Origin of the sequence: Burkholderia crassaminum, assembly GCF_964265005.1 — a bacterium.
In the GTDB taxonomy this organism is placed as follows: Bacteria; Pseudomonadota; Gammaproteobacteria; order Burkholderiales; family Burkholderiaceae; genus Burkholderia.
Genome location: NZ_OZ183800.1, coordinates 1,335,588 through 1,362,241, shown reverse-complemented (window position 1 = coordinate 1,362,241; position 26,654 = coordinate 1,335,588). Strand labels below are relative to the sequence as shown.

The window sequence follows — 26,654 nt, the reverse complement described above, 5'->3', positions numbered from 1 at the left end:
CCGTGATGATCGATCAGGTATTGCCGCGGCCGGCGCGTTTCGCCGGCCGCGTATTCGTCGCCGTCGTGCTGGCCGCGCCGCTCGTCGCGCATGCGCTGCCGGGCTACGACGAAGTGCGCCGCAACTGGCGCAGCTCCGACTGGGTGCTGCTCGCGCGCGACGGCACGCCGCTGCAGCGCACGCGCGTCGACCTCACCGAACGGCGCGGCGACTGGGTGTCGCTCGCGGACGTGTCGCCCGCGTTTCGCGAAGCGATCGTCGTGTCCGAGGACAAGCGCTTTTATGAACACAGCGGCGTCGACTGGCGCGGCATCGCCGGTGCCGCCTGGGGCAACCTGTGGAACGAGCGCACGCGCGGCGCATCGACCGTCACGATGCAGCTCGCCGGGCTGCTCAGCGATTCGCCGCGCCGGTCGGGCCAGCGCTCGCTGCCGCAGAAGGCCTCGCAGGCGGTCAACGCGCTACTGCTCGAACGCGGCTGGCGCAAGGACCAGGTGCTCGAGGCATACCTGAACCTCGTGCCGTTCCGCGGCGAGACGATCGGCCTCGCCGCGCTGTCGCAGGTGCTGTTCGGCAAGGCGCCGTCGGGCCTCGACGCACGCGAAGCCGCGATCGCGGCCGCGCTCGTGCGCGCGCCCAACGCAACCCCCGCTAAAGTCGCCGAGCGCGCATGCCGGATCCTGCGCGACATGCATGCGGAGCAGGCCTGTGCATCGCTCGACGGCTACGTGCAGCTTGTCACCGCGCGCCCGGCCAGCGCCGCGCGCGACGACGGCGCCGCCCTCGCCCCGCACTTCGCGCGACGCATCGCGGCCGAGGTCCGGCCGACGGCCGGCGCGCAGGTGCGCACGACGCTCGATGCGCCGCTGCAACGCTTCGCGCGCGACACGCTGATGCGGGCGCTGACCGAACTCAACGCGCCCGCGCACCGGCGCAACGTGCAGGACGGCGCGGTCGTCGTGATCGACAACGCGACCGGCGAGATTCGTGCATGGGTCGGGTCGTCCGGCGCGCTGTCGAGCGCGCGTGACGTCGATGCCGTGCTCGCGCCGCGCCAGGCCGGCTCGACGCTCAAGCCGTTCCTGTATGCGCAGGCGATCGACGAGAAACGGCTGACGGCCGCGTCACTGCTCGACGATGCGCCGATCAACCTCGCCGCCGGCGGCGGCCTGTACATTCCGCAGAACTACGACAAGGATTTCAAGGGCTGGGTGAGCGTGCGCAGCGCGCTCGGCGGCTCGTTGAACGTGCCGGCCGTGCGCACGCTCGTGCTCGTCACGCCGCACCGCTTCGCGCGCACGCTGACCGCGCTCGGCCTGCCGCTCGCGCAGGAAGGCGACTACTACGGCTTCAGCCTCGCGCTCGGCAGTGCAGACGTCACGCTGCTGTCGCTGACCAACGCGTACCGCGCGCTCGCGAACGGCGGCGTCGCCCGCCAGGTCGTCGACCGGCCCGCGCCGGCACCGGCATCCGGCGCATCGGCATCCTCGCCCGATCGCGCGGCCGACGGCACACGCGTGTTCAGCGAGGCGGCCAGCTTCGTCGTGACCGACATCCTCTCCGACAACAACGCGCGCGTACGCACGTTCGGCTTCGACAATCCGCTCGCGACGCGCTTCTTCTCGGCAGTCAAGACCGGCACGAGCAAGGACATGCGCGACAACTGGACCGTCGGCTACACGTCGCGCTATACCGTCGGCGTGTGGGTCGGCAATGCGGACGGCTCGCCGATGTGGGACGTGTCGGGCGTCACGGGCGCGTCGCCGGTGTGGTCGGCTGTCGTCGGCTACCTGCACCGCGACGTGCCGAGCCGCGCGCCGCGTGCGCCGGCCGGTGTCGAGACGCGCCGCATCACCTTCGAACGCGATATCGAGCCGTCACGCAACGAGTGGTTCGTCGCGGGCACGGCGGTCGACACGATCCGGCTCGCCGCCCCCGTCACGCCGGGCAAGGACGGCGCGCGTGCGCCGCTGACGATCGGCGCGCCGACCGACGGCACGATCTTCGCGATCGACCCGGACATTCCGCCGAAGAACCAGCGGATCTGGTTCGAGCGCTCGGCCGGGCGCGCCGCGAAGTTCGCGTGGCGGCTCGACGACAAGGTGATCGGGCATGCCGACCGCATCGCGTGGATGCCGTGGCCGGGCCGGCACCGGCTCGAACTGGTCGACGCACGCGGCAATGTTGCCGACGCGATCAGCTTCGAGGTGCGCGGCGCGTTCGCGAAGGCGGCCGCGCGCAAGCCCTGAACGTGTTTGCCGGCCTTATTCGTCAGCCTTATTCGCCAGCCGCGTTCGCCTTCGGCGGCTGCGGCGGCTGCGGCTGCGCGGAGAAATCGAGTGCCGGCGCGGTCGAGATCGCCGCTTCGTTCGCGACGCTGAAATTCGGGCGCGGCTGGTAGCCGAAGATCTTCGCGATCACGACGCCCGGGAACTGGCGGATCTGCACGTTGTAGCGCTGCACCGTCTTGATGTAGCGGCCACGCGCGACCGCGATGCGGTTTTCCGTGCCTTCGAGCTGGGTCTGCAGGTCGCGAAACGCTTCGTTCGCCTTCAGCTCCGGGTAGCGCTCGGACACCACCATCAGCCGGCTCAGCGCTCCGGACAGCTCGCCCTGCCGCTGGTCGAACGCCGCGAGCGCGGCCGGATCCTTCGCCATCTCCGGCGTCATCTGCACGCTGCCTACGCGCGCACGGGCCGACGCCACTTCGGTCAGCACGCGCGCCTCGTGCGCCGCGTAGCCCTTCACCGATGCGGCGAGGTTCGGCACGAGGTCGGCGCGGCGCTGGTACTGGTTCAGCACTTCGGACCACGCGGCATTGATGTCCTCGTCGGACGACTGGATCGCGTTATAGCCGCACCCCGCGAGCGGAGCCAGCACGCAGCACACGAGCAGGATTCGAAACCATTTCATCGTGGATTGTTTCCGGTTGAACGCTCCGGGTGGAGCGGTAGGTGAAAGGAACCAGGTGTGCAGGCACGCTGCGCGCGGACGCTACCAGCGGCCCGATGCGCCGCCACCGCCGCTCGAACCGCCGCCGCCGCGGAACGAATCGGAGCTCGAGCTCGATTGCGACCGGGAGCCGGACGAGGATGACGACGAAGACGAACCGCTGCCCGTCAGCTTCGCCCAGATCACGGCGAGCACGCACAGCACGCCGAAGATGCCGGACAGCACTTCCTCGACCGAATAGTCCATCTCGCGCCCGATCGCGATGATCATGAACAGCGTCCCGCCCACGATCGCCGTGTATTTGCGTACGCGTGCCGACAGGAACAGGTTGACGCCGAGCAGGCACGGCGCGACGCCGGCCGCCGCCGGAACGAACGCCGCGGCGCCCAGCATGGCTTCGACATTGCCGTTGAAGATCTCGCCGACCGGCAGCATCACGATCGGCACGACGGCCGCCACGAGCCACGCGGCCAGGAGCGCCACCCTGCGGCGCAGCTTGCGCCACTGCGCGACCACGCCCAGCACGACGTTGGCAACCCCGAGCAGGAACCAGAACCGCACGCCGCCCGTGTTCGGGCGCTTCCGCTCGGGCAGGCCGTTCGACTGGTATTTCTCGGCGCCGGCTCGTGCGTCGCGGGGCGGTGCGTTCGTGGCATCCGTCGCGGTCGCCTCGGCCGTTTCGTAGGCGTCGTCGCGCCCGTCGTATGCGGTCGCGGGCGCGGCCTGCTCCGGTGCGGCGACGTCGGCCGGCATCATTTCGTGTGCCAGCGCGTCCACCGCGTCGCTGATGCCGGCTTCAATGCGGTTCTCGCGGAATGCCGGCACGATCCGCTCGCGAATGATCCGGCCCGCGACGATGTCCGGAATCGTGCCTTCGAGCCCGTAGCCGACTTCGATCCGAACGGCATGGTCGTTGAGCGCGGCGACCAGCAGCAGGCCGTTGTTGACCTCGGCCTTGCCGAGCTTCCACTGGTCGAATACGGTGGTCGCAAACTGTTCGATCGTCGACTGCCCGGTGGACCCGACCAGCAGAATCGCGATCTGGACGCCGAGCCGTTGCTCGAGCGCAGCGAGGCGGTCGGTCAGCTCGGATGCGCAAGCCGCGCTCAGCGCGCCCGTCGTGTCCGTCACACGGCCTTTCAACGGCGGTGCGGCTTCGGGTTTTGCGGCAACCGGATAGGCCGCTGCGGCGGCCACGTGCGTGCAGGCCGACTCGGTCGGGACGGAAAGCGCGGCGGTAGACAACGCCGCGCCGGCAACGCTGGGGGCTTCGGCCGGCGCTGCAATGGCCGTGCCGCCGAACAGCAAGACCGCGCCCGCCAGCAAGGCCGTGGCCTTCCAGAAGCCGGGCCTGCAGGTTGCACCCTTCGCGCTGTGTGTATGCCGAATATCGTTTCGCGTGGTGCCTGCCCACGATGCCGGATCGCCGTCGCCACCCGGCAGGCACGGCCGGCCCGTCTGTCGTTTCAAAGTCATGTCGGAAACGGCGCGCCGGCTCCATCGGGAACGGCACGTTCTCTCGTCGTTTTTAATCGTCCCGCAGCATAACCAATTGTGAAAGGAACTGAAAGGTTTCCGGCCGGCTTCCGGATCGCGTCATTTCAATATGCCGTCGTATCGCCCCGATGCCGGCACATAGGTCTCGAAGCGGTTGTCTTCCGCGGTTTCAACCAGCAGCCTGCCGCACGTGGTGCATTCGTATGCGGTTCTTTCGAGGCCGTGAAAATGCGTGTGCAGATGATCGTGAAGCACGTTCCCGTGGTCGAGCCGCAAGCCGATGTAGTCGCTGGAATAACCCCGGCTCACCAGCCAGTCAGACGTTTCACCCTGCTCCGCTGCCACGACGTAGCTTTGCAACTCGCTCACCAGCCAGTCGAAAAACGGCCCGTACGCCGTATCCTTGAGAATGCGTGCCTTGTAAGGCAGCGAATCGGTGTTGTCCCGAATCGTGTTTCCGCACACACAGCCGATCTTGCTCATCGCTTCCCCGTTGCTTGTCTCAATGCGATCGCGGTGAATCCAGATACCGTTCCGGCCACCGCTGTTCCTGCGCGCCGGACCGTCGCCACGCGACTGTCCGATTGATCCTGCCAACGCGCGAATCATTGTGCATCGCGAGGGATGCGGTCGACAATATCGGGCACGCGAGGCATTCGGATACCGACGACAAACCAGCGCAGGCCGATTCCGGAGTCGACAAAAATGACACCTGAAACCGAGGGGAAACTGCTCCAGTACGGCGTACAGATCATCCCGCTCTTCCTGGGACTGTATTCGGGCGATGCGCTGTGGGATGCCTATCTGCATGGCGGCATCCTGGAATGTCACCAGGCCCGAATGCACGACATGACGTGCTGGTGGATCACGCCGGACATGGGCGAGCACTACCAGCGGCTGCTCACCGGCCATTGGCACGCACTCGCGCTCAGCATCGTGCTGAGCCTGTTGCTCGCCTACATGATGAAGCCGGCCCGTCCACGCAACTGACGCCTGTCACCGGGAACGCGGCAACGCACGACACACCGGACGGCAGGTCGCGCCCGGCCGCAAGCGGGCCAGACAGACCAAACGGGCCAAACGAGCCAAATGACCCAAACGGGCAAGCAGCGCCCCGATTCGGGACCTAGAATGTGAACGACGCCGCACCGTCGGCGCCCACCGGTTGCCCCACTCTCATCAAGGCCAGCGACCATGAACACTCACCCCAGGCGTTTCATCCGCCCCGCGCTGGGCACGCTCTGCATTGCCACCCTCGCGACGCTTCAGGGGTGCAACGGCGATGCCTGCTTCGGCGTCGATGCCTGCTTCAACAACAACACGCAGACCGTCGCGCTGTCGGGCACGGCCGCAACGGGCGACGCGCTCGCGAGCGAGCAGGTGACGGTCAGCTGCGTGACGGGCTCGGCGACAACGCTGACGGATGGCGGCGGCAACTACCGCGTTTCGGTCAATGCCGCGCTGCCGTGCGTCATTACCGTCACGTCGAGCGGTACGAGCCTGCATTCGCTCGCGTACGCAGGCGGCACTTTCAATACGACGCCCGAGACCGAGCTGATGCTGGTCTATCTTGCCGCCCAGCTCGGCACGAACACGGGTGCATTGATCGGCAATTTCCAGGGCAATCCGCGCTACCAGCAGGCGATGAACAACGCAGACACCGTACAGGCCGCGCAAGCGGCCGTGGTGACGAACCTGCAGCAGCGCTATTCGGTCACGCTCGCGGCGCCGGCGTTCCTGACCACGTCGTTCACGGTCGGGCAACCGGGTGTCGACAGCGATCTCGTCGCACTCGCGAAAGCCGGCGCGATCGACTCGAACGGGATGCCGGATCCGGCGGCCGTTTCGCTGCTGACGCAGGCCGGCGCGGCGCATCCGCTGTAAGCGGCCGGCGGCGGGAAGAAAATCGCCCGGTATCGCCCGGTATCGCGCGTCAGGCGCGCGCTTCGGGCTCGTCGTCGGCCAGCAGCGCCCACCGTTCATGGTCGCGCCATTCGCCACCGATGCGCAGATAGCGCGGCGAAAATCCTTCTTTCGTGAAGCCGAGCCGCCGGACCAGCGCAATCGACGCGTGGTTGCCGGGCTGGATGTTCGCTTCGAGCCGATGCAGCCCGAATTCGCCGAACGCGACACCGATCGCCGCGCGCATGGCATCGGTCATCAGCCCCTTGCGGCTGAACGCCACCATTCCGTAGTACCCGAGATACGCGCTCTGGAACACCCCGCCGACGATCTCGTTGAGGTTCACCACGCCGACCACGGCCCCGGACGTGCGCTCGCGCGCAACGAGGCCGACGTTCGGCCCCGTCAGGCAGCGGCCGAACCACTGGTCGAATCCCGCCTGGTCGGTGAACGAGTCGACCCACGGCAGATGGTGGCTCCGGCTCGCGCGATTGGCGGCGATCAGGTCGTCGGCATCGGTCCGGGCGACGCGGTTCAGCAGGACTGAGGTCATGGGCAGGTCGACAGGCGGCATTTACGCGGCCTCCCCGCTCCCGCACACGACGGGCGCGGCCTGGGCCTGCTGCTCCGACAGGTACCGCAGCAACTTGGTGACCATCCACACGACGATGCACGACAGCGCGACGAAAAACACCGCGAGCGGCGTCAGCACATGGATCGACACGAACCCGGCCAGCCCCATCATCGCGGACGACACGAGCAGCAGCGCGCATCCGAGGATCGCGCTCGTCAGGCCGGCGATATGCGGAAACAGCGAATTGCCCTTGGCCATCAGCGTCGGATACATCGCGCCCGCGCAGAAGCCCATCACGAGCACCGGCGTCGCGAGCGTCCACACGCGCAGCCCGACGGTCAGCGCGAGCACCAGCATCGCGATCGACGCCCCCGCCATCACGCGCGCGCCGATGCGCAGCCGCTGCTCGGCGCTCGGCAGCCCGCGCCCGTGAATGCGGTTCGACAGGCCGCCGAGGAAATACATGAGCCCGATGCCGAGCGCGAGATAGCCGAAGAAGGTCGGCGGCTTGTGCAGCGTGGTCTGCACCATGAACGGCCCGACGATGTTGAACACCAGCAGGATGCTGTAGCACAGCCCCTGTGCGAGGAAGCAGCTCTGGAACACCGGGCTCGCCAGCACCTTGCCCGCATTCGTCATCAGCGTGCGCGGCTCGAGATGCACCGGTTTCGGCAAGGTTTCGCGGTAACGCCACAGCAGCGCCCACATCACCAGCGAGTACACCAGCAGGAACACGAGGCACGCGCGCCAGCCGAACCATTCCTGCAGGTGCGCGCCGATCACCGGCGCGACGATCGGCGCGAGCCCCCATGCGATCGACATGTACGTGAACGCGTGCATCAGCGCCTGGCCGGAGAATGTATCGGTGATGATCGCCTTCGCGAGCAGGTTGGTGGTCGCGATCCCGAAGCCCTGCAGGCAGCGCGCGAGCACGAACGTCTCCAGGTTCTGCGCGCCGAGCGACAACAGGCAGCCGATCGTGTAGATCACGAGCCCGAACGCCAGCACGCGCTTGCGCCCGTATGCATCGGCGATCGGCCCGAAAACGAGCTGGCCGAGCGCGTAGGCCGCCATGTAGCCGGACACGCTCGACTGGATCGCCTGCGGCGTGGTCGCGAACGAACGTGCCATGTCGGGCAGCGCGGGCACGTAGATGTCGATCGCGAGCTGGCCGGCGGACGCGAACAGGCAGATCAGGAACAACAGGAAGCGCGGCGAGTTCGACTCGCGCGCGGGAGTAAGCGTGGCGTTCATGACGACTGGGAAGGATTCGGGCGGCGGTGACGCAGCCGTGAGATGTTCGAACTGCGAACACGCGTGCGTCGTGTCGAATGCCGTATTGTGCCTGTTGTCGCGCCACGCAGCCGGATTCCCCTGGCGTGGACGAGGTTGAATGCCGATTGCGGCATGCCCGGAAATGCGCTAAATGCGCGACAGCCTCCGCTGCAAGCCGCTTTGATCCTGACTTGAGCCGGCACTCGCATGGTCGCCGAGGGCGCGCTCCGTGAGCCGCACGATTCGTTCATTGTTGCTTCGAACGGCATTGTTTGATGGGGATACGAAGATGCGATTCCGTTCGTATCCGATGCAGGCGGCCCAGGCGCAGATGGTCGCCATGCAGCAGCAAATGATGGCGCTCCAGCACGTCGCGCTCGCCAGCGCACGTGCGATGCCGATACCGCAACCCGTCGGGTTCGCGATGGCGCCTGGGCGATGCCCGAGCCGGTTCCCGTCACCGTGCCGGCGCGGCCGCCGGCACCTTCAGCTGCCCCGGGCGACACCAGCTGTGCCGGCCGAGCGCAGCCTGGCAATCAAAGCCTGACGCACTTCTCGCCATTCGCCTTCCACACCTCAACCGCCGGCACGAACCGGCGGTTTTTCATTGCCGAGCGTCGATCAGACCCGCATCCGGTCAATACTGCGCCTGATCCGTCGGATTCCTGAACAGCTGCTTCATTTCCGCCGACAGCGGATAGTTGAGGCTCACGCCCTTCGGCGGGATCGGCTGCGTGAACCACTGGTTGTAGAGCTTCTCGGCCGCGCCCGACGTCTGCATCTTCGCGACCACGCCGTCGACGACATGCTTGAACGCCGGATCGTCCCTGCGCATCATGCACGCGTAGTTCTCGTGGACCAGCGGCGTGCCCGTCACCGTGTACGCGCCCGGGTTGCGGTCCTTCGCGATCTCGCCGTACAGCAGCGGCTCGTCCATCACGAACGCCACCGCGCGCCCGGTCGTGACGTTCATGAACGCTTCGGCGTGGTCCTTGGCGCTGATGATCGTCATGTTCATCGCCTTCTCTTCGTTGAGCTTGCGCAGCAGGCGCTCGTCCGACGTGCCGGCCGTCGTCGCGACCGTCTTGCCGGCCAGGTCCGCGAAATCCTTCACGCCCGAATCCTTGCGCGTGCTGAAGCGGATGCCATAAAGAAAGATGCTGTTCGAGAACGCGGCCTGCTTCTGCCGTTCGAGCGTGTTCGTCGTCGATCCGCATTCGAAATCGATCGTCCCGTTCTGCAGCAGCGGAATCCGGTTCTGCGACGTGATCGGAATCTCCTTCACCGCGAGGGTCGGCAGGTTCAGTTCCGTCTTCAGCTGGTCGATGATGCGCGACGCGATGTCGCGCGAATAGCCGATGTTCTTCTGCTGGTTGTCCGAATACGAGAACGGCACCGACGATTCGCGTATGCCCAGCGACACGACGCCCGTGTCCTTGATCTTCTTGAGCGTGCCGGTGAGGGCCTGCGCGTGCGCGGTACCCGCCAGCGCACAGGACAGCGCGACGGCCAGCCAGCGTAAGCGGCGATCCATGCTTTTCTCCTGACGAAACGTTGATCGAATCGCGATCGTACGCCCGACAAAATTCGCGTCGCATCAGGGAAAGCGTAAACAACCTTCCATCGTGGCCGCGCATTGAAAGACGTTTGCCGTGCCGCGCAAACCGGCCCGTGCCACACATTTCGCCCGACCGGCCGCAAGCGGACTCGCCCCGCGTTCTGTGCCACACGTTCCAAACACGTGTTCATGCTGCGACGCACCAACGTAATCGTTTGCGCCAGCCCCGGTTTTTCTCGCGAAACGCACTCAAGAAGCCGCCGCACAAGCCGTTACCCAGTGCATGGCGCGTCGCAGCAACCTTGCCACGGCCGCCAGACAAAAAAGACAAGGTCCGGGTCAGCCGGACCAGCGCCACCGCCGGCACGACGGTTATCTACGAGGATCGAGTTTCAACATGAGAACCAAGCGTTTCAATTTCGCGCTGGCGCGCTCCGCACACGCGCGCATGCTCGCCGGCATGCTGTCCGCCGCCGCCCTCCTGCCCCTCGCCGGTTGCGGCGGCGGAGGCGGCGGCGACGGCAGCAACCCGTCTTCTTCCAACGCGGCACCGGCCCCAGCGCCCGCTCCCACCACCCCGACGACCCCGCCCGCCTCGACCGGCAGCAATGCATGCGCGACGCAGCAGGCCGCGGTGCAGATGGCGGCGCAGACCGCGCCGGCCGAAGCGCCGATCGATCACCTGATCGTCAAGCTGAAGACGCTGACGGCCACGCGTGCGATGGCGGCCGTCGACAACGGAACACGGCTCGACGCGGTCATCCAGCGCTCGATGACGCGCTGGACGGCACCGGTCTCCGGCAGCGCACGTGCGTACGCGAGCACGGTCGGGCAAACGCCCGTGAACGTGCAGGTCGAACGGACGATCTCGAATGGCGCGGCCGTGCTGTCGCTCGGCCAGCGCATGGCCGCCACCGACGCAGCCGCGCTCGCGCAGGCATTCGCAGCCGATTCGGACGTCGACTACGCGGAACCGGATCACCCGATGCAGATTCGCGACACGCCGAGCGATCCGCTCTATAGCCAGCAGTGGTACCTGTCCGACCCGACCGCCGGCATCGACATGCCGCCGGCGTGGAGCGTGACCAAGGGTTCGCCGACCGTCGTCACCGCCGTGCTCGACACCGGGTACCGGCCGCATGCCGATCTCGTCGGCAACCTGCTGCCCGGCTACAGCTTCATCAGCAACGTCAACACCAGCAACAACGGCCTGACGCGCGGCCCTGACGCAACCGATCCGGGCGACTGGGTCACGCAGCAGGACCTCAGCAATGCGAACGGTCCGTACTACAACTGCGCGACCCAGCCGAGCGACAGCAGCTGGCACGGCACGCGCGTGATGGGCGTGATCGGCGCGACCGCCAACAACGGCGCCGGCATCGCCGGCGTGTCGTGGCTCGGCCGAATCCTGCCGGTGCGCGTGCTCGGCAAGTGCGGCGGCACGACGAGCGACATCGCGGACGGGATGCGCTGGGCGGCCGGCATTGCCGTCAACGGCGTACCGAACAACCCGACGCCCGCGAAGGTCATCAACCTGAGCCTCGGCGGTGTCGGCGCGTGCAGCACGACGTTCCAGCAGGCCATCGACGACGTGACCGCGAAGGGCGTGACCGTCGTCGTCGCAGCCGGCAACGACGGCCTGTCGACCGGGCTCGACCAGCCGGCGAACTGCCGCGGCGTGATCAGCGTCGGCGCCACCGACGCGACCGGCCGCCGGGCATCGTTCAGCAACTTCGGCGCCGATGTCGCGCTGAGCGCACCGGGCGTCAACATCCTGTCGACGTCGAATACCGGCACCACGACGCCGGGCTCGGACACCTACGGCCTCGCGAACGGCACCAGCCTCGCGACGCCGCAAGTGACGGGCATCGCCGCGCTGATGCTGTCGGTGAACGGCAACCTCACGCCCGCGCAGATCCAGCAGAAGCTGCAGGGCGGCGCGCGCACGACCAAGCTGGCGGCCGGCACGTCGTGCACCGCGATGCCGGCAGGCTCGGGCATTGTCGACGCAGGGGCCGCCGTCGCGGCAGCCAACCAGTAACCGGCACGCTGTTTCAACGCGGCCGCGCGCATGCCGATGACGCATGCGCGCGGCCGTTTCATTGGCGGCGATCCGGCAGTGCGCCGCGTGCACTTCACCCGGATTACGTTTCTCGAAATAACGACTGACAAAAGGGTTGACGCTTCGCACGGCGACCCATTACCATCGCTCCCGTCTAATTACATGGAGTGTTCTGTGAACACCGATGCGAGTTGTAGTTGGTGCTTGACCAACTTGACTGCTGCCTGAGGAAAACGCGCAGAGCCTCGTCTTCTGCCGCATCCCGGGAAGCAGGATGCGGCGTCTTTCCGGCCTGACTGGCCAGATCTCCCGCCGAATTTTCGATGTTGTCGAATGCACGCGACGCGCCGTCGCGCGCGTGCGTTCGTGTTGCGCGCAGCGCCAGCCGCGTGCACCTTCCGTTCGCGTGCCGTCCGGCCGCGCGCCTTCGTGCGTGCGTCGCTGTCGATCGCCCGTGCCGACTATCCGCAACCGACAGGAGTGCAGATGAACTCAGACGACAGTAGTCGATTACCGCTCGCCGGTGCGACGCTGCGCATCGCCCCTCCGGCCGCACCGCACGCGCCGGCGAGCACTCCCGCCTTCACCGATCCCAATCCGATCGCGCCTGACGCGACGCGGCGGGGAGCGCTCGTGCGTCGATAACGTCACGTTCGCTCCCCGCCCGCCGCCTCGTGCGCAAGGAGCGACACATGACAACACGACACAACACATCGCAAAAGAAGCAGCGTGGCTTCATCAAGGCCGGCACCGGCCCGCAGAACGAACCGCGCATCATGCGTGCCGCGCAGGAAGCGGCCCGCCCGCTCGAAGACACGCTGAAGTCGCTGAACACCAGCACGCGCGGCCTCACCTACGACCAGGCCGCCGACCGCCTGCAGCACTACGGCCCGAACGAAATCGCGCACGACAAGCCGCCGCACTGGACCCGCCAGTTGCTGCTCTCGTTCCACAACCCGTTCGTCTACGTGCTGCTGGTGCTGGCCGCCATCAGTTTCTTCACCGACGTCTACTTCGCCGCCCCCGACGATCGTGACTATGTCGGCATGACGATCCTGCTGACGATGGTCACGATCAGCGCGCTGCTGCGCTTCGTGCAGGAATTCCGTTCGCTGCGCGCGGCCGAGAAGCTGAAGGCGATGGTCCGCACGACCGCCACCGTGCAGCGCGCGATGACCGACGCGTCCGAGCCGACCCGCCGCGAGGTGCCGATGCGCGAAGTCGTGGCCGGCGACATCGTGCACCTGTCGGCCGGCGACATGATCCCGGCGGACGTACGCCTGCTCGCATCGCGCGACCTGTTCATCAGCCAGGCCGTGCTGACCGGCGAGGCGCTGCCGGTCGAGAAGTACGACACGCTCGGCGCGGTCGCAGGCAAATCCGCCGGCACGCGCGCGGCCGGTGCGGCGACCGATACGTCGGCATCGTTGCTCGATCTCGAGAATGTCTGCTTCATGGGCACCAACGTCGTCAGCGGCACGGCGACGGCCGTCGTCGTCGCGACCGGCGAGGACACCTACTTCGGCTCGCTCGCGCGCAACGTCGTGAGCCACAAGCGCATCGAGACGAGCTTCGACCGCGGCGTCTCGAGCGTGAGCTGGCTGCTGATCAAGTTCATGTTCGTGATGGTGCCGATCGTGTTCATGATCAACGGGCTGACCAAGGGCGACTGGCTGAGCGCGCTCACGTTCGCGCTCGCGGTGGCCGTGGGTCTCACGCCCGAGATGCTGCCGATGATCGTCAGCGCGAACCTCGCGCGCGGCGCGGTCGCGATGGCGCGCCGCAAGGTCGTCGTGAAACGCCTGAACTCGGTGCAGAACTTCGGCGCGATGGACGTGCTGTGCACCGACAAGACCGGCACGCTCACGCAGGACAAGATCATCCTCGAACATCACCTCGACCTGTCGGGCCACAAGAACGAGGAGATCCTGCGGCTCGGCTGGCTGAACAGCTTCCACCAGAGCGGCCAGAAGAACCTGATCGACATCGCGGTCGTCGCACGTGCCGACGAGATCGGCGAACGCGTGAAGCCGCAGGGCTACAAGAAGATCGACGAACTGCCGTTCGACTTCGTACGGCGCCGCCTGTCGGTCGTCGTCGAGGATACGCGCGGCACGCACCTGCTGATCTGCAAGGGCGCGGTCGAGGAGATGCTGGCTGTCTCCACGCACGTGCAGGATGAAGACGGCGTGCGTCCGCTCGACTTCGTCGCGCGCAAGCGGCTGCTCGAACAGGCCAGCGCGTACAACGAGGACGGCTTCCGCGTGCTCGTGCTCGCGACGCGCACGATCCCGCGCGGCGACGAGCGCCAGCAGTACCGCACCGCCGACGAACACGACCTCGTCGTGCGCGGCTTCCTGACCTTCCTCGATCCGCCGAAGGAATCGGCCGCGCCGGCGCTCGCCGCGCTGCGCGAGAACGGCGTCGCGGTGAAGGTGCTGACGGGCGACAACCCGATCGTCACGATGAAGGTGTGCCGCCAGGTCGGCCTCGAGCCCGGCAAGCCGATCCTCGGCACGGAAATCGAAGCGCTCGACGATGCGACGCTCGCGCAGGTCGTCGAACGCACGACCGTGTTCGCGAAGCTGACGCCGCTGCAGAAGGCGCGCATCGTCAAGGCACTGCAGGCGAACGGCCACACGGTCGGCTTCCTCGGCGACGGCATCAACGATGCCCCCGCGCTGCGCGACGCCGACGTCGGCATCTCGGTCGACAGCGGCGCCGACATCGCGAAGGAAACGGCCGACATCATCCTGCTCGAAAAGAGCCTGATGGTGCTCGAGGAAGGCGTGATCAAGGGCCGCGAGACGTTCGGCAACATCCTGAAGTACCTGAACATGACCGCGAGCTCGAACTTCGGCAACGTGTTCTCGGTGCTCGTCGCCAGCGCGTTCCTGCCGTGGGAGCCGATGCTCGCGACGCAGTTGCTCGTGCTGAACCTGATCTACGACACGTCGCAGATGCTGCTGCCGTGGGACAAGATGGATCCCGAGTTCCTGAAGAAGCCGCGCAAGTGGGAAGCCGGCAACATCAGCCGCTTCATGCTGTGGGTCGGGCCGACGTCGTCGGTGTTCGACATCACGACGTACATCCTGATGTGGACGGTATTCGGCGCGGGTGCGATGTATCACCTGAACGGCGGCACGGGCGGCCAGATCGTGATGAACTCGGGCTGGTTCATCGAGAGCCTCGTGTCGCAGACGCTCGTCGTGCACCTGCTGCGCACGCAGAAGATCCCGTTCCTGCAGAGCACGGCCGCGCTGCCGGTGCTGCTGTCGACGTTCACCGCGATCGCGATCGGCTGCTGGCTGCCGTTCTCGCCGTTCGCGGAGTCCCTCGGCTTCATGCACCTGCCGGGCACCTTCTGGCTGTGGCTCGCCGCAACGATGGTCGGCTACATCCTGCTCGCGCAAATCGTCAAGACGGTCTACGTACGCCGCTACAAGCAGTGGTTCTGATGGTCCTGGCTTGAAGCCGGCCGGCCCGCGCTCCCCGACGCGGGCCGGCTGGCTCACCATGAATGACACAGGTGATGCAATGAAGAGAATGCTTCCGCTCGCAGCCGCGAGCGCCCTCCTCGCGCCGTTCGATGCCCTCGCCACTCATCCGCTCGTCAGCGACGACACGGGCACGCAGGGCAACGCGAACTGGCAGTTCGAGTTCAATGCCGAGGAAACGTCGAAACAGGAAGAAAACGGCCACCACCAGCTGTGGAACGCGACACTCACACGCGGGTTCGGCGAACACGTCGATCTCTACGTGAACGCGCCGTACACGCATCTGCAGACACGCACCGACGAAAATGGCGCCGGGCTCGGCGATGTCGAGATCGGCATGAAATGGCGGTTCGTCGAACGCGGCCCGCTGTCGATCGCGCTGAAGCCGAAACTGACGACGCCGACCGGCAACGACCGGCGCGGGCTCGGCACCGGCCGCATGGGTGCCGGCGCAACGCTGCTCGCGCAGCTCGACGTCGCGCGGTTTTCGTTCCTCGCGAATGCGGGAATGACGTACCAGCCGAATCGCCAGGGCGACCTGACGTCGATCTGGGCCGTGTCGGGCGCGGCGATCTACAAGGCGACCGATACGCTGCAGATCGTGGCCGACATCGGCACGTCGCGCAATACGGAGAGCGGCGCCGGCGCGCATCCCGCTTTCGTGATCGCGGGCGCGATCTATTCGCCGAAGCCGTGGCTCGATCTCGACATCGGCTACCGGCGCGGGCTGAACGACCAGACCTACGATCATTCGGTGATGGGGGGCGTGACGGTGCGGTGGTGACGCGCCGGTGCGGCGCATCGAGCCGCATGCCGAACCGCAAGACGACGGGCCGCTTCGATTCCAGCGGCCCGTTTTTTATTGCGTGTCGTTCGCGCCGAACAATTGCGCGCATACGGCGCGCCCTTCGTCGGTCAGCGCGGCGCTGCCGGTGCCGTCTTCGTTCAGCGTCGTCGCGCTCAGGCCCGCTGCGTCGAGCTGCGTCAGCACGCGGCGCAGCGTGCTCATCGGCAGTTGCGTGCGTTTCGCGATCTTCGGCAACGACCAGGTCTTGCCGGCCGGGTCGCTCGCGGCATCGTTCAGCGTTGCGAGTGTCGCAACGAGTGCGGGATCGAGCGGGGATTCGTCGGATTCTGAGGTCATCGGTTCGGTCTGTAGCGGACAGGAAATTCATTCGGGCATTCAGCGCCGATTGCGAACACTATATCGCTTCGCCCGTCAGGCCTCCTTGATCGCGGCACGCATGAACGACACAAAGCGCGTGGTCACGGGATCGTCGCGATCCGACAGCCAGGCGAGCCCGACGCGCCACTTCGCGTCCCGGCCATCGAGCGGCAGCACTGTCGCGTCGCGCAGCAGGTACTGCGCACGCGACGGAATGAACGCCACGCCGACGCCGGCCGCAACCGACGTCAGCACCGACTGCACGTCTTCCGCCTGCTGCGTCACGTGCGGCACGAAACGGCGCTCGACGCACCACCGGTCGATCTGCGCGGCGAGCCCCGGGCCGCGCGCCCGCTGCAGCGCGATGAAGCCGATCTCGTTGAGCACGTCGAGATCGGCCGGCACGCGCTTGAAGCCGAGGTGCGGCGGCACCGCCAGCGCGAGCCCTTCATCGATCACCTTGAACGAGGACAATCCTTCGTCGGACGGCAGGCGCAGGAACCCGGCATCGAGCTTGCCCGCGCGCAGCCGGCGCGTCTGCTCGGACGACGACAGGTCGCTCAGCGTGACGGCGATACCCGGATTGCGGCGACGAAACTCCGCGACCCGCTTCGGCACGATCGTCAGGACGGACAGGCAGATGCCGAGCCGCAGATGCCCGCGCTGCCCGCTCGTCGCCTCCCGTGCGCGCGCCAGGATCTCGTCGGCATCACGCACGAGCGACTGCGCATCGGGCAGGAAGCGCTCGCCGAACGGCGTGAGCTCCGCGCCGTGCCGGCCGCGCTCGAACAGCTTGCCGCCCAGGCTCGCCTCGAGCGCGCCGATCTGCTTGCTCAGTGCCGGCTGGCTCATGTGCAGCGCATCCGCCGCGCGGCTGAAATGGCACAGCTCGGTAACGGTCAGGAACGTTCTCAGCAGCTTCAATTCCATTCTTAAAAGGAATCGTAACGATCAAAACATTCATTTTACCGATCGAATGCGATGACGTTCAATACGGAAATGCCCTTTCCGGAACTCACTCTCATGTCCCTCGATCATGCTGCCGACTGTGTGGCCGACCTGCCGTGCGATACGGCCGTCGCGCACAAACCCACCGTCGCGGCCGATACGCGCGCACCGAAACGTCGTGCCGAACGCAGCGACGGACGCAGCCGCCGCTTTCGCTTCGGCGATGCGCTCGACGACCCGCCTCGCGTGGTAACGGGGTCGATCGCGATCAGTTTTGCGGTCGTGTCGCGGCGGAACTGGCCGCGTTAAGCGGCACTCAAGCGGCATCGGCCGCAAAAAGCCCCGCCACGTCGATCCGATACACGTTGCCCTCGGTACCGATCACGTACAGCACACGACCACGGCCGACCGCCTGTGCCACACCGACAGGCTCCGAGCCACCATTGAGCATGCGATACGCGCGTACCAACCGTACCTGGCCATCGGTACCCAGACGCACGAGCTGCAACACGTCGCGATCGCCGTATGCCCCGCACAGCAGCGCCACGAACTCGCCGTGTTGCGTGCGGTCTTCCATCACCGCGAACGCGTGACTGCCCTTGACCGGAATCCGCCATGACGCGACAGGCTGCCGGTCGCGCAAGTGGACGAGCGCGAATTCGCTGTAGTAATACAACCAGACGTCGTGATCGCCTTGAACGTTGAGCGCATAACAGTCGTCGATCGGGCCCAGCCCCTCGGGCGGCGAGAACGCATGAAGCTGCTCGCCGCTGCGGCTCCAGGTAACCAGTCCGGACGCCCCGACCGGCACCTCCCAGCCGAAATTGCCGAAGACGCCTTCGTCGAAATAGGACGTCCAGATTTCTCCCGTGCCCGTGACCTGCACGGACTGGATGCCATCGCCCAGCAGTATTTCTCCGCAACGCGTGCCGTCGCGGCGATAGAGCCGGCCGTTCAGGTCGAAGTCGTCCGGCCCGCGATAACAGGATCGACAGCAGACCAGCAGAAGATCGTCTCCCACCGGCTGGATCTCGTGAATATCGAACGGTTCGTTGTCGACGACGACGAGATCGAGCAGCGTTGCGCCGTCCCGCCATGCAATCAAGCGGTAGCGCTGCGCAGTCGACGGTGTCGTGATCGCAAACGAAGCGCCGTCGGATCGAGTCCGGTCATCGAGCGGTTCCAGTGCAAATGCCGTGTACAACGCATCGTCCGCGCCGACGTTGAAGGCAACGAGTTCACCTTTCGCGGACAGGCTGTCGATCGATGCAAGCGGCAGCACGGGGAGCGCGTGCGGTTGGCGGGACATGGGTTCTCCTGACAATGAGCTCGATATCTTGCCGGCCGTACCATCGCTTGTCACGCGGGCGCGACATATCGACGCAAAACGCAATACAACGCAACGACAGCCGGCAAAACGGCGCGCCGACGCCTGGCTGCTATCGTCATCCTCCCGCGATCGACCTTATAATTTCCCGCACCCGCTGACCGCCCATGCATTCCGCGCCGCCACCTCGCGCGTGGAAAGGAGACTTTCGCTTGACCGGCCTCATCGCGCGCGTGCCTCGCGCCCGGACCACGCTGATCCTCGCTCTCTCGTTCCTGCTGCTCGCGTTCGCCGCGAACGCGTCCGCGCAGCGCGCGCAGCCGCATCGCACCGCACAGGCCCACGCGCATCCGCACAAGAAAGCCGTCAAGAAGCAACCCCACCGCAAGCACAAGGCCGTCAAGCATCGTCGCCCGAGCGCGAAGCACCAGACGATCAAGCGTCACGCCGCCCCGGCCCCGCAGCAGCGCCGCGCGAAGCGCACGACCACCGTGCGCCCGCGCCCGGCGGCCGCGAAACCGCGTCTGATGGCAAGCTGCGGCTACACCCCGCGCGCGGTCAATGCCCTGCATTCACGTGCGGCCTACGTGCTCGATGTCGACTCCGGCACGCCGCTGCTGGCCCGCAACGCACGCACGGTGCGGCCGATCGCGTCGATCTCGAAACTGATGACGGCCGTCGTCGCGCGTGACGCCGACCGTCCGCTGAACGGCGTGCTGCGCGTCACCGCGCGCGACCGCGACACGATCAAGTTCACCGGGTCGCGCCTGCAGGTGGGCTCGGAACTGTCGCGCCGCGAGATGTTCCATATCGCGCTGATGTCGTCGGAGAATCGCGCGGCCGCCGCGCTGAGCCGCGACTATCCGGGCGGGCGCGCCGCATTCGTCAAAGCGATGAATCGCGAAGCGCGCCGGCTCGGCATGCACCAGACGCACTTCCGCGAGCCGACCGGCCTGTCGCCGCACAACGTGTCGACGGCCGAGGATCTCGCGAAGCTCGTCGGCGCGGCGGCGCAGGATCCGCTGATCCGCTATTTCTCGACGGATACGTCGACCACCGTGCGCCCGGGCGAGGGTGAGCTGCTGTATGTAAATTCCGACCCGCTCGTCCGCTACCGCCGCCTGCCGATCCGCCTGCAGAAGACCGGCTTCATCAACGAGTCGGGGCACGGCGTCGTGATGGGCATGCGTGTGAAGGGCCGCCGCGAAACGGTCGTGCTGCTCGGCGCACCGACCCGCGCGGGCGTCTCGAGCGATGCCATCAAGATCCATCGCTGGCTGTCCTGTTCGATCCAGTGAGCGCGCAGGCGACCGGCGCGTTCACCGTAAGGGAGCGATGCCATGCAGGACGAATACCGCTTTAACGCATTCGGTCGGCTACTCGCCGTCGTGCGCAAGAACGACCGCTGGGCCGTGTTCGATCTCGGTACCGAAGGCAAGCGACGCCCGGCCAACCTGCATATTCCGTCCGCGCTCGCCGCCGACGAACTCGCGCAATACCTCGGCGACCTGCTGCACGAGAACGCGACGCCCAGGTACAACGACGTCGTTCCGGTTCCGCCGACCGGTCGCATCTAGCGGAACACGCGCTTACCGGGCGCGCGGGCGAGCTGACGTCGCACCGTCCCCCGCCTTCCCCCTTGTCTTCCCTCTTGTGCCGGCCGATATCGCCACGCGACGACGTGCGCAACACGCCGATCGCAGGTGACCGGTCACGTCCACATCCCTCGTCAAACTAAACAGTTTAACTTGCAAGTTAAACTGTCTTAACCTAAGATCCTGCCCATGACCGATTCACGCCCATCCGGCCCTGCCGCCCACACCGTCGCCGCCGACCTGACGCTGGCGGTCGGCCAGTTGATCCGCCGGCTCCGTTCCGAAGTCCCGTCCGACGGGCTCGGGATGTCGCACACGAGCGCGCTTGCGCGGCTCGAACAGAACGGGCCGATGACGACCGCCGATCTCGCCCGCGCCGAGGCGATGAAGCCGCAATCAATGAAGACGATTCTCGCGGGCCTCGAGGAGGAAGGCCTCGTCGAACGCGAGCCGCATCCGACCGACGGCCGCCAGATCCTGTTCCAGCTGACCGCGGTCGGCCTCGACGCACGCCGCAAGCGCCACATCGCGAAGCACCAGTGGCTCGGCGCCGCGATCGAAAAGCTCGATCCCGAAGAAATCCGCATGCTCGCCGCCGCGATCCCGCTGATCAGGCGGATCGGCGACCAGTGAATCCGGCGGACGCGCGTCGCGGCATGCGCGCACCCGCCTCCCTTCGTCCATTCCACGGAGTCCCATCATGAGCGCAACCTGTCTCGACACGAACACGGCACTCGTCGTCATCGACCTGCAGAAAGGCATTACCGCCCTCCCCACCGCTCATCCGGTCGCGCCGGTGATCGCACACGCCCGTACGCTGCTCGACGCATTCCGCAGCCGCGGCCTGCCGGTCGTGCTCGTCAACGTCGCCGGTGGCGCGCCGGGCCGCACGCAGCAGCAGGTACGCACCGACGCGCTGCCCGCCGACTGGACCGAGCTCGTACCCGAACTGGATCGGCAGCCGGGCGACCATGTCGTGACGAAAAAGACCTGGGGCGCGTTTACCGGCACCGATCTCGACGCGCACCTGAAGGCGGCCGGCGTCACGCAGATCGTGCTGACCGGCATCGCGACGAGCATCGGCGTGGAATCGACCGCGCGGCAGGCACACGAGCTCGGCTACAACGTGACGCTCGCCGTCGACGCGATGACCGACCTCAACGCGGATGCGCACGTGAACAGTGTCGAGCGTCTGTTCCCTCGTCTCGGCGAGACGGGCACGACGCAGGACATCGTCGCGCTGCTCGACCAGCGCGGCGCGTGAGCGATCCGCGCGCTCGGCCGGCGCGGGACCACGCGGCCGGCCGGCTCGATCCGTCGATCTGGAAGGTCAGCGCGGTCGCGGTGCTGGGCTCGCTGCTGTCGCAGCTCGACGCGACAATCGTCAACGTGTCGCTGTCGAGCCTCGCGACCGACCTGCACGCGAGTCTCGCGACGATCCAGTGGGTGACGAGCGGCTACCTGCTCGCGCTGACGCTGGTGCTGCCGCTGAACGGCTGGCTCGTCGACCGGATCGGCGCGAAGGCGCTGTACCTGTGGTGCTTCTCGGCGTTCACGCTCACGTCGGCCCTGTGCGGGCTCGCGTGGTCCGCGCCGTCGCTGATCGCATTCCGCGTGCTGCAGGGGGTGAGCGGCGGGCTGCTCGCACCGATGACGCAGATGATGATCGCGCGTGTCGCCGGCCAGCAGATGGCGCGCGTGATCGGCTACGCGGCCGTACCCGTGCTGCTCGCGCCGATCCTCGGCCCGGTCGTCGCCGGCGCGATCCTGCAACACGCATCGTGGCGCTGGCTGTTTCTCGTGAACCTGCCCGTCGGCGTGCTGGCGCTCGCGCTGGCCGTGCGGTTCCTGCCCGGCGACCGCGAGGACACGCAGCCGCGCGCGCTCGACTACGTCGGCCTCGCGCTGCTGTCGCCGGGGCTCGTGCTGTTCCTGTACGGCATCGAGCGGATCAACGAAGCGCTCGGTATCGCGGCAATCATCGTGTCGGCGCTGTTGCTGGCGGCGTTCCTGCGGGTCGAGACGCGCAAGGGCGATGATGCACTGATCGACCTTGCGCTGTTTCGCGGCAAGGTATTCGGCGCGGCCGCGTCGACACAGTTCCTGTCGAACGGCGCGCTGTTCGCGGGCCAGATGCTGATTCCGGTGTTCCTGATCCAGGCGTGCGGCCGCACGCCCGGCGAAATGGGCTGGCTGCTCGCGCCGATGGGCCTCGGCATGCTCGTCACGTATCCGTCGATGGGCGCGCTGACGAGCCGGTTCGGCGTGCGCCGGCTGGCCGCCGCCGGCGCGTTGCTCGCGCTCGTCGCGACGCTGCCGTTCGTGTTCGTCGCGCTGACCGGCTACGATCCGATCCTGCTCGTGCCGGCGCTGTTTCTGCGCGGCATGGGCCAGAGCGCGATCGGCGCGCCGTCGATCTCCGCCGCGTATGCGTCGGTCGAGCGCCGTAACCTGCCGATGGCGACGACCTCGCTCAATATCGTGCAGCGTCTCGGCGGCCCGACGTTCACGACGTTGTGCACGCTGTTCCTCGCGTGGCGGCTGCAGGCCGAATCGGCGGCGGGCGGCGGCACGCAGGCGAACGCGTATGCGTGGGCGTTCGGCCTGCTTTGCGTGCTGCACGCGGCGAGCTTCGTCACGACGCTGCGGCTGCCGTTGTGGTCGGCCGGTGCGGACGGCCAGCCCGCCGGCACCGTGCGCGCCGGTTCGCGCTGACCTTCAGGCGGCTGCACGACGCGTGCGGCCGCCCTGCTACGGCATCCACATCGGCACGATCGACGCCACCAGCAGCGCACCGAGCCCGGCATTCAGCCAGTGCCACTGCCGCTCCGTGCGCAACACGCGCGCGAACAGCAGCCCGGCGAAACACCAGAGCGACAGCGACGCCATCGCGGCCACGCCGAACGCCAGCCCGAGCAATGCGCCGAGCCGTGCCGGGCCGGACGCGAGCGCGGCGAACGACGCGGCCGCGCCGAGCGTCATCGCCCAGCCTTTCGGGTTGTGCCAGAGCATCCAGACGCCGCTGATGAAGCCCTGCGGCCGGTGCACCGCCGCATCGAGCCGCGGCTTGCCGCCGCGCCCGATGCGCACGGCCAGCCACACGAGGTACACCGAACCGGCCGCCTTCATCGCGAGCTGCAACGCGGGCACCGCAAGCAGCACGCCGCCTAGCCCGGCCGCGGCAGCGGCGGCCATCGACGCCAGGCCGACCGCGATGCCCGCCATCATCGGCAACGAACGCCGATAGCCGAAATGCGCGCCCGAGGCAGTCGCGAGCGTCGTCGCACCGCCCGGCGTCACGGTGGACACGATCACGAACAGCATCAGCGGCAGGTAGTCGCGGAACGGCACGGAAGCTCCCGGTTGTCGTCGTCGAAGCCCCGTTTTACCCGCGATCCTCCCATTACGACAGCGAAAGCTTTTTATGCCTGCCATTAGCGCTCATAATGCGTCGCATGGCACGTCATCTCGACATCGCGCTGTTGCGCGCCTTCGTCACGGTCGCCGATCATCGCAGCATGACGGCGGCGGGCCGCGCGCTGCACCTGACGCAAGGCGCGATCAGCCAGCAGGTCGCACGGCTCGAAACGCTGTCCGGCCCGCTGTTCGTCCGCGAGCACCGCAACCTGCTGCTCACGGCGGCCGGCGAGCGGCTGCTCGAACAGGCGCGCCGGCTGCTCGCCGTACACGATGCGCTGCTCACCGACATGACGGCCGGCGCGGTTGAAGGCACCGTTCGTCTCGGTGCGCCGCAGGATCTGGTCGGCACCTGTCTCGCGCCGATCCTGAAGAACTATGCACAGGCGCATCCGCAAGTCGCGCTCACGCTCGTGTGCGCAGCATCGCCGGAACTACGGCGCGGGCTCACGCAGGGCAACCTCGATGTCGCGCTGATCGAGGCGCCGGTCGGATCGTCGCGCGGCGAGTGCATCGCCGTCGACCGGCTGGTCTGGGTCGGCGCGAAAGGCGGCACCGCGTACCGGAACACGCCGCTGCCGGTATCGATGGTCGCGCAAACCTGCGCGTTCCGCCCGACGGTGCTCGACGCACTGCGTGGCTGCGATCGCGCGTGGCGCACCGTGTTCGAAAACGGCAGCTTCGATGCGACGGCCGCGACCGTGCGTTCCGATCTCGCGGTAACCGTCTGGCTCGCGTCCACCGTGCCGGCCGACCTCGACATCCTGCCGGCCGGCAGCGGCCTGCCCGCGCTGCCGAACTTCTCTATCCATCTGCATGTGCCGCGCGGCCAGCGCACGCCGGCCGCGACGGAACTGGCCCGCTACCTGCGCAACGGCTTCGCGCGCTTGCGCGCGGCCGCCTAGGGCCCGTTCCTGCTACACGGTGCCCGGCTCCTGCGGTGCGGGCGTCGTGCCGGCCGCCTCCAGCGCCTGATGCAGCGTCGCGAAAATGCACGACGCGCCGACGACCTCGGTAATCCCGTGACGATCCATGTCCGCGCGCAGGTAGCGGTTCACGCGCCCGAACAGCACGCCGATCCCGCGCGCGTGCAATGACTTGACGAGGTCGGTCAGCGTCCGCGCGGCCGAATAGTCGATGTCGGTGACCGCACCCGCATCGACGACGAACCAGCGCGCCGGCACCGGCGCCGCATCGACGAGTTCGGACACTTCGGCGGCGAACAGGTGATCGTTCGCGAAGAACAGGTCGGAGCCGAACCGGTAGACGATCAGCCCTGGCGCCGTCATCGCGCCGCGCCGCGCGGGCACCGGCTGCCACCGCCCGTTGCCTTCGACGGGTTCGAGCACCATCGTGTGCGGTTGATAGCTGTGGCGCACGTGCCGCATCAGCGACAGCGCGACAGCCAGCAGGATGCCGTGCTCGACGCCGACCGTCACGACGGCCACGGCCGTCACCAGCGCCAGCGTGAACTCGCCGGGGCTTTCCTTGCGGATCGCGGCAAGGCTGCGCACGTTGATCAACCCGAGCGCGATCGTGAATACGATGCCGGCCAGCACCGCGTGCGGCAGATACTGCAGGTACGTGCTGAAGAACAGCAGCACGACCGCCACCACGGCCGCAAACGCGAGATGCCCGATCTGGCTGCGCACGCCCGCGCCGTCAGCCATCGCCGTCTGCGTCGGGCTGCCGTTGACGACGAACGCGCCGCCCACCGCCGCGGCCGCGTTCGCGGCCGCGAGGCCGAGGATGTCGGCGTTGGTATCGACATCCTCGCCATATTGCTGCGCGAACACGCGCGCGGCGGCCGCGCTCTGCGCAATGATCATCACGAAACACGACGCGGCGACCGGCACGAGATCGAGGAACTGCTGCCACGTGACGGACGGCCAGCGCAACGGCGGCAGCCCGCCCGCGACCGGCCCGAGCACCGCGATGCCGTGCGCGGCGAATCCGAACGAGTAGCTCGCCGCGATGCTGCCCGCGACCGCGATCATCGGCATCGGCACACGTGGCAGGAACCGCTTGCACGCGAGAATCGCGACGACCACGAGCGCCGCAAGCGCGAACGTCGGCCGGTTCGTGTGAACAAGATGCGTGACGACGTAGTCGAGCTGCGCCAGGCTGCGCGAGGCCGGGTACGGCACCGCCAGCCCGAGCATGTCGCCGAGCATCGCGATCGACACCTGCACGCCGACGCCGGCGAGAAAGCCGACCAGCACCGTGCGCGACAGGAAATCGGCGAGAAAACCGAGCTTGAAGATACGCGCGAGCAGCAGCATCGCTGCGGTCAGCAGTGCGACCATGCCGGCCAGCGCCACATACTCGGCGCTGCCGGCCGGCGCCATCGACGACAGCCGGCTCGCGAAGATCGTCGCGGTCGCGGAATCGGCGGCCACCACCAGATGCCGCGACGCGCCGAAGATCGCGAACGCGACGAGCGGCAGGAACACCGTGTACAGGCCCGTGACGGCCGGCATGCCGGCGATGCGCGCATAGCCGAGCACCTGCGGGATGTCCATCGACGCGAGCGACATGCCCGCGAAGATGTCGCGGAGGGCCCCGCCACGGCGGATCGGGAGGATGCCTTTCAGCAGTCGCACGCCTGACGGGCGGCTTTCGTTGGAATCTTGCATGCGTGAAATGCGTGAATACGGGGTGACGTGGTTCGCGAAGTCGTTCGCGCATCGTGCCTCGGGCAGGCATCGCATGGCAAGTGTGCGAACCAGGCGCGTGTCGCTCATCGTCGGCGGATGGGCTGCACGCAAAGGCGAACGGCACTTCGACGACCCTGCGACGCCCGCATGATTGCATGGATCGCCGTTCACGCGCATCGAAGCGCGAAGGCCCGCCGTGGCGGCGTCGAGCTGATCCCGGACAAACGT

The 26,654-nt window shown here is 67.4% G+C and carries 24 protein-coding genes and 1 pseudogene; 14 read left to right on the top strand and 11 right to left on the bottom strand.

From position 1 onward, the window contains the following. Positions 1-5: 5 nt before the first annotated feature. Entirely contained in the window at positions 6-2,249 is a 2,244-nt protein-coding gene (gene pbpC / locus ACPTTF_RS23200; RefSeq protein WP_423368376.1) for a penicillin-binding protein 1C, read from the top strand. Positions 2,250-2,277: 28 nt separating this feature from the next. Here the strand turns inward: pbpC and ACPTTF_RS23195 are convergent, their stop codons facing one another. From ACPTTF_RS23195 to ACPTTF_RS23185, 3 genes are all read right to left on the bottom strand, one after another. Continuing rightward, entirely contained in the window at positions 2,278-2,913 is a 636-nt protein-coding gene (locus tag ACPTTF_RS23195) for a LemA family protein (RefSeq protein WP_423368375.1), read from the bottom strand. Positions 2,914-2,994: 81 nt separating this feature from the next. Beyond that, on the bottom strand, positions 2,995-4,428 hold the full coding sequence (locus ACPTTF_RS23190; protein ID WP_423368374.1) for a TPM domain-containing protein: 1,434 nt from the start codon (positions 4,426-4,428) through the stop codon (positions 2,995-2,997). Positions 4,429-4,548: 120 nt separating this feature from the next. Next, the gene (locus tag ACPTTF_RS23185) at positions 4,549-4,932 is read right to left on the bottom strand and encodes a hypothetical protein (protein WP_423368373.1); all 384 of its coding nucleotides are present in this window, start codon (positions 4,930-4,932) and stop codon (positions 4,549-4,551) included. Between the two features lie 222 nt (positions 4,933-5,154). On the opposite strand from ACPTTF_RS23185, the gene ACPTTF_RS23180 reads away from it, so the two are divergent. Then, a complete protein-coding gene (locus tag ACPTTF_RS23180; protein ID WP_166951818.1) occupies positions 5,155-5,439 on the top strand; it encodes a hypothetical protein in 285 nt (94 codons plus the stop codon). Between the two features lie 204 nt (positions 5,440-5,643). Continuing rightward, on the top strand, positions 5,644-6,333 hold the full coding sequence (locus ACPTTF_RS23175) for a hypothetical protein (RefSeq protein WP_423368372.1): 690 nt from the start codon (positions 5,644-5,646) through the stop codon (positions 6,331-6,333). 49 nt (positions 6,334-6,382) lie between these two features. On the opposite strand, the gene ACPTTF_RS23170 is transcribed toward ACPTTF_RS23175, so the two are convergent. Both ACPTTF_RS23170 and ACPTTF_RS23165 read right to left on the bottom strand, forming a co-directional pair. Beyond that, entirely contained in the window at positions 6,383-6,904 is a 522-nt protein-coding gene (locus tag ACPTTF_RS23170) for a GNAT family N-acetyltransferase (RefSeq protein ID WP_423368371.1), read from the bottom strand. A gap of 21 nt (positions 6,905-6,925) precedes the next feature. After that, positions 6,926-8,179, bottom strand: coding sequence for a multidrug effflux MFS transporter (locus tag ACPTTF_RS23165; RefSeq protein ID WP_166951809.1), 1,254 nt, complete (start codon positions 8,177-8,179; stop codon positions 6,926-6,928). A gap of 325 nt (positions 8,180-8,504) precedes the next feature. Between ACPTTF_RS23165 and ACPTTF_RS23160 the strand changes: the two are divergent. Further along, positions 8,505-8,747: pseudogene (locus ACPTTF_RS23160) on the top strand (hypothetical protein); the annotation flags it as partial. A 90-nt stretch (positions 8,748-8,837) separates the two neighbouring features. Here ACPTTF_RS23160 and ACPTTF_RS23155 read toward each other — a convergent pair. Continuing rightward, a complete protein-coding gene (locus ACPTTF_RS23155; protein ID WP_423368370.1) occupies positions 8,838-9,734 on the bottom strand; it encodes a glutamate/aspartate ABC transporter substrate-binding protein in 897 nt (298 codons plus the stop codon). A 421-nt stretch (positions 9,735-10,155) separates the two neighbouring features. Between ACPTTF_RS23155 and ACPTTF_RS23150 the strand changes: the two genes are divergently transcribed. From ACPTTF_RS23150 to ACPTTF_RS23140, 3 genes are all read left to right on the top strand, one after another. After that, entirely contained in the window at positions 10,156-11,799 is a 1,644-nt protein-coding gene (locus tag ACPTTF_RS23150; protein ID WP_423368369.1) for a S8 family peptidase, read from the top strand. A 713-nt stretch (positions 11,800-12,512) separates the two neighbouring features. Then, a complete protein-coding gene (gene mgtA / locus ACPTTF_RS23145) occupies positions 12,513-15,278 on the top strand; it encodes a magnesium-translocating P-type ATPase (RefSeq protein WP_166951797.1) in 2,766 nt (921 codons plus the stop codon). Positions 15,279-15,357: 79 nt separating this feature from the next. Beyond that, complete coding sequence (locus ACPTTF_RS23140; RefSeq protein ID WP_423368368.1) at positions 15,358-16,101, top strand: transporter; 744 nt, start codon at positions 15,358-15,360, stop codon at positions 16,099-16,101. A 75-nt stretch (positions 16,102-16,176) separates the two neighbouring features. On the opposite strand, the gene ACPTTF_RS23135 is transcribed toward ACPTTF_RS23140, so the two are convergent. Next, positions 16,177-16,461: a transcriptional regulator gene (locus tag ACPTTF_RS23135; protein ID WP_113046845.1), complete on the bottom strand. Its 285-nt coding sequence runs from the start codon at positions 16,459-16,461 to the stop codon at positions 16,177-16,179. A 75-nt stretch (positions 16,462-16,536) separates the two neighbouring features. Further along, entirely contained in the window at positions 16,537-17,412 is an 876-nt protein-coding gene (locus ACPTTF_RS23130) for a LysR family transcriptional regulator (RefSeq protein WP_423368367.1), read from the bottom strand. Between the two features lie 51 nt (positions 17,413-17,463). Between ACPTTF_RS23130 and ACPTTF_RS23125 the strand changes: the two genes are divergently transcribed. Continuing rightward, on the top strand, positions 17,464-17,739 hold the full coding sequence (locus tag ACPTTF_RS23125) for a hypothetical protein (protein WP_423368366.1): 276 nt from the start codon (positions 17,464-17,466) through the stop codon (positions 17,737-17,739). A gap of 7 nt (positions 17,740-17,746) precedes the next feature. Here the strand turns inward: ACPTTF_RS23125 and ACPTTF_RS23120 are convergent, their stop codons facing one another. Next, entirely contained in the window at positions 17,747-18,739 is a 993-nt protein-coding gene (locus ACPTTF_RS23120) for a hypothetical protein (RefSeq protein ID WP_423368365.1), read from the bottom strand. A 230-nt stretch (positions 18,740-18,969) separates the two neighbouring features. Between ACPTTF_RS23120 and ACPTTF_RS23115 the strand changes: the two genes are divergently transcribed. The 5 genes from ACPTTF_RS23115 (at position 18,970) to ACPTTF_RS23095 (ending at position 23,067) form a co-directional block, all read left to right on the top strand. After that, the gene (locus ACPTTF_RS23115; protein WP_423368364.1) at positions 18,970-20,055 is read left to right on the top strand and encodes a serine hydrolase; all 1,086 of its coding nucleotides are present in this window, start codon (positions 18,970-18,972) and stop codon (positions 20,053-20,055) included. Positions 20,056-20,097: 42 nt separating this feature from the next. Beyond that, the gene (locus ACPTTF_RS23110) at positions 20,098-20,334 is read left to right on the top strand and encodes a DUF7661 family protein (RefSeq protein ID WP_423368363.1); all 237 of its coding nucleotides are present in this window, start codon (positions 20,098-20,100) and stop codon (positions 20,332-20,334) included. 207 nt (positions 20,335-20,541) lie between these two features. After that, positions 20,542-20,985: a MarR family winged helix-turn-helix transcriptional regulator gene (locus ACPTTF_RS23105; protein WP_423368362.1), complete on the top strand. Its 444-nt coding sequence runs from the start codon at positions 20,542-20,544 to the stop codon at positions 20,983-20,985. 67 nt (positions 20,986-21,052) lie between these two features. Then, positions 21,053-21,616, top strand: coding sequence for an isochorismatase family protein (locus ACPTTF_RS23100; RefSeq protein WP_166951771.1), 564 nt, complete (start codon positions 21,053-21,055; stop codon positions 21,614-21,616). Beyond that, positions 21,613-23,067 carry a DHA2 family efflux MFS transporter permease subunit gene (locus tag ACPTTF_RS23095; RefSeq protein ID WP_423368361.1) on the top strand — a complete coding sequence of 485 codons (1,455 nt, stop codon included), beginning with the start codon at positions 21,613-21,615 and terminating at the stop codon, positions 23,065-23,067. The genes ACPTTF_RS23100 and ACPTTF_RS23095 overlap by 4 nt, the downstream gene beginning before the upstream one ends. Before the next feature lie 36 nt (positions 23,068-23,103). Here ACPTTF_RS23095 and ACPTTF_RS23090 read toward each other — a convergent pair whose 3' ends face one another. Further along, positions 23,104-23,703, bottom strand: coding sequence for a LysE family translocator (locus ACPTTF_RS23090; RefSeq protein WP_347814723.1), 600 nt, complete (start codon positions 23,701-23,703; stop codon positions 23,104-23,106). 95 nt (positions 23,704-23,798) lie between these two features. On the opposite strand from ACPTTF_RS23090, the gene ACPTTF_RS23085 reads away from it, so the two are divergent. Next, positions 23,799-24,674: a LysR family transcriptional regulator gene (locus ACPTTF_RS23085; protein ID WP_423368360.1), complete on the top strand. Its 876-nt coding sequence runs from the start codon at positions 23,799-23,801 to the stop codon at positions 24,672-24,674. A 12-nt stretch (positions 24,675-24,686) separates the two neighbouring features. On the opposite strand, the gene ACPTTF_RS23080 is transcribed toward ACPTTF_RS23085, so the two are convergent. Beyond that, positions 24,687-26,405 carry a SulP family inorganic anion transporter gene (locus ACPTTF_RS23080; RefSeq protein WP_423368359.1) on the bottom strand — a complete coding sequence of 573 codons (1,719 nt, stop codon included), beginning with the start codon at positions 26,403-26,405 and terminating at the stop codon, positions 24,687-24,689. Positions 26,406-26,654 lie beyond the last annotated feature (249 nt).

Bases quoted from the DNA above. Each gene is read 5' to 3' on its own strand.
- pbpC (WP_423368376.1), top strand. From the start codon at position 6: ATGATCGATCAGGTATTGCCGCGGCCGGCGCGTTTCGCCGGCCGCGTA.
- ACPTTF_RS23195 (WP_423368375.1), bottom strand. From the start codon at position 2,913: ATGAAATGGTTTCGAATCCTGCTCGTGTGCTGCGTGCTGGCTCCGCTC.
- ACPTTF_RS23190 (WP_423368374.1), bottom strand. From the start codon at position 4,428: ATGACTTTGAAACGACAGACGGGCCGGCCGTGCCTGCCGGGTGGCGAC.
- ACPTTF_RS23185 (WP_423368373.1), bottom strand. From the start codon at position 4,932: ATGAGCAAGATCGGCTGTGTGTGCGGAAACACGATTCGGGACAACACC.
- ACPTTF_RS23180 (WP_166951818.1), top strand. From the start codon at position 5,155: ATGACACCTGAAACCGAGGGGAAACTGCTCCAGTACGGCGTACAGATC.
- ACPTTF_RS23175 (WP_423368372.1), top strand. From the start codon at position 5,644: ATGAACACTCACCCCAGGCGTTTCATCCGCCCCGCGCTGGGCACGCTC.
- ACPTTF_RS23170 (WP_423368371.1), bottom strand. From the start codon at position 6,904: ATGACCTCAGTCCTGCTGAACCGCGTCGCCCGGACCGATGCCGACGAC.
- ACPTTF_RS23165 (WP_166951809.1), bottom strand. From the start codon at position 8,179: ATGAACGCCACGCTTACTCCCGCGCGCGAGTCGAACTCGCCGCGCTTC.
- ACPTTF_RS23155 (WP_423368370.1), bottom strand. From the start codon at position 9,734: ATGGATCGCCGCTTACGCTGGCTGGCCGTCGCGCTGTCCTGTGCGCTG.
- ACPTTF_RS23150 (WP_423368369.1), top strand. From the start codon at position 10,156: ATGAGAACCAAGCGTTTCAATTTCGCGCTGGCGCGCTCCGCACACGCG.
- mgtA (WP_166951797.1), top strand. From the start codon at position 12,513: ATGACAACACGACACAACACATCGCAAAAGAAGCAGCGTGGCTTCATC.
- ACPTTF_RS23140 (WP_423368368.1), top strand. From the start codon at position 15,358: ATGAAGAGAATGCTTCCGCTCGCAGCCGCGAGCGCCCTCCTCGCGCCG.
- ACPTTF_RS23135 (WP_113046845.1), bottom strand. From the start codon at position 16,461: ATGACCTCAGAATCCGACGAATCCCCGCTCGATCCCGCACTCGTTGCG.
- ACPTTF_RS23130 (WP_423368367.1), bottom strand. From the start codon at position 17,412: ATGGAATTGAAGCTGCTGAGAACGTTCCTGACCGTTACCGAGCTGTGC.
- ACPTTF_RS23125 (WP_423368366.1), top strand. From the start codon at position 17,464: ATGACGTTCAATACGGAAATGCCCTTTCCGGAACTCACTCTCATGTCC.
- ACPTTF_RS23120 (WP_423368365.1), bottom strand. From the start codon at position 18,739: ATGTCCCGCCAACCGCACGCGCTCCCCGTGCTGCCGCTTGCATCGATC.
- ACPTTF_RS23110 (WP_423368363.1), top strand. From the start codon at position 20,098: ATGCAGGACGAATACCGCTTTAACGCATTCGGTCGGCTACTCGCCGTC.
- ACPTTF_RS23105 (WP_423368362.1), top strand. From the start codon at position 20,542: ATGACCGATTCACGCCCATCCGGCCCTGCCGCCCACACCGTCGCCGCC.
- ACPTTF_RS23100 (WP_166951771.1), top strand. From the start codon at position 21,053: ATGAGCGCAACCTGTCTCGACACGAACACGGCACTCGTCGTCATCGAC.
- ACPTTF_RS23085 (WP_423368360.1), top strand. From the start codon at position 23,799: ATGCGTCGCATGGCACGTCATCTCGACATCGCGCTGTTGCGCGCCTTC.
- ACPTTF_RS23080 (WP_423368359.1), bottom strand. From the start codon at position 26,405: ATGCAAGATTCCAACGAAAGCCGCCCGTCAGGCGTGCGACTGCTGAAA.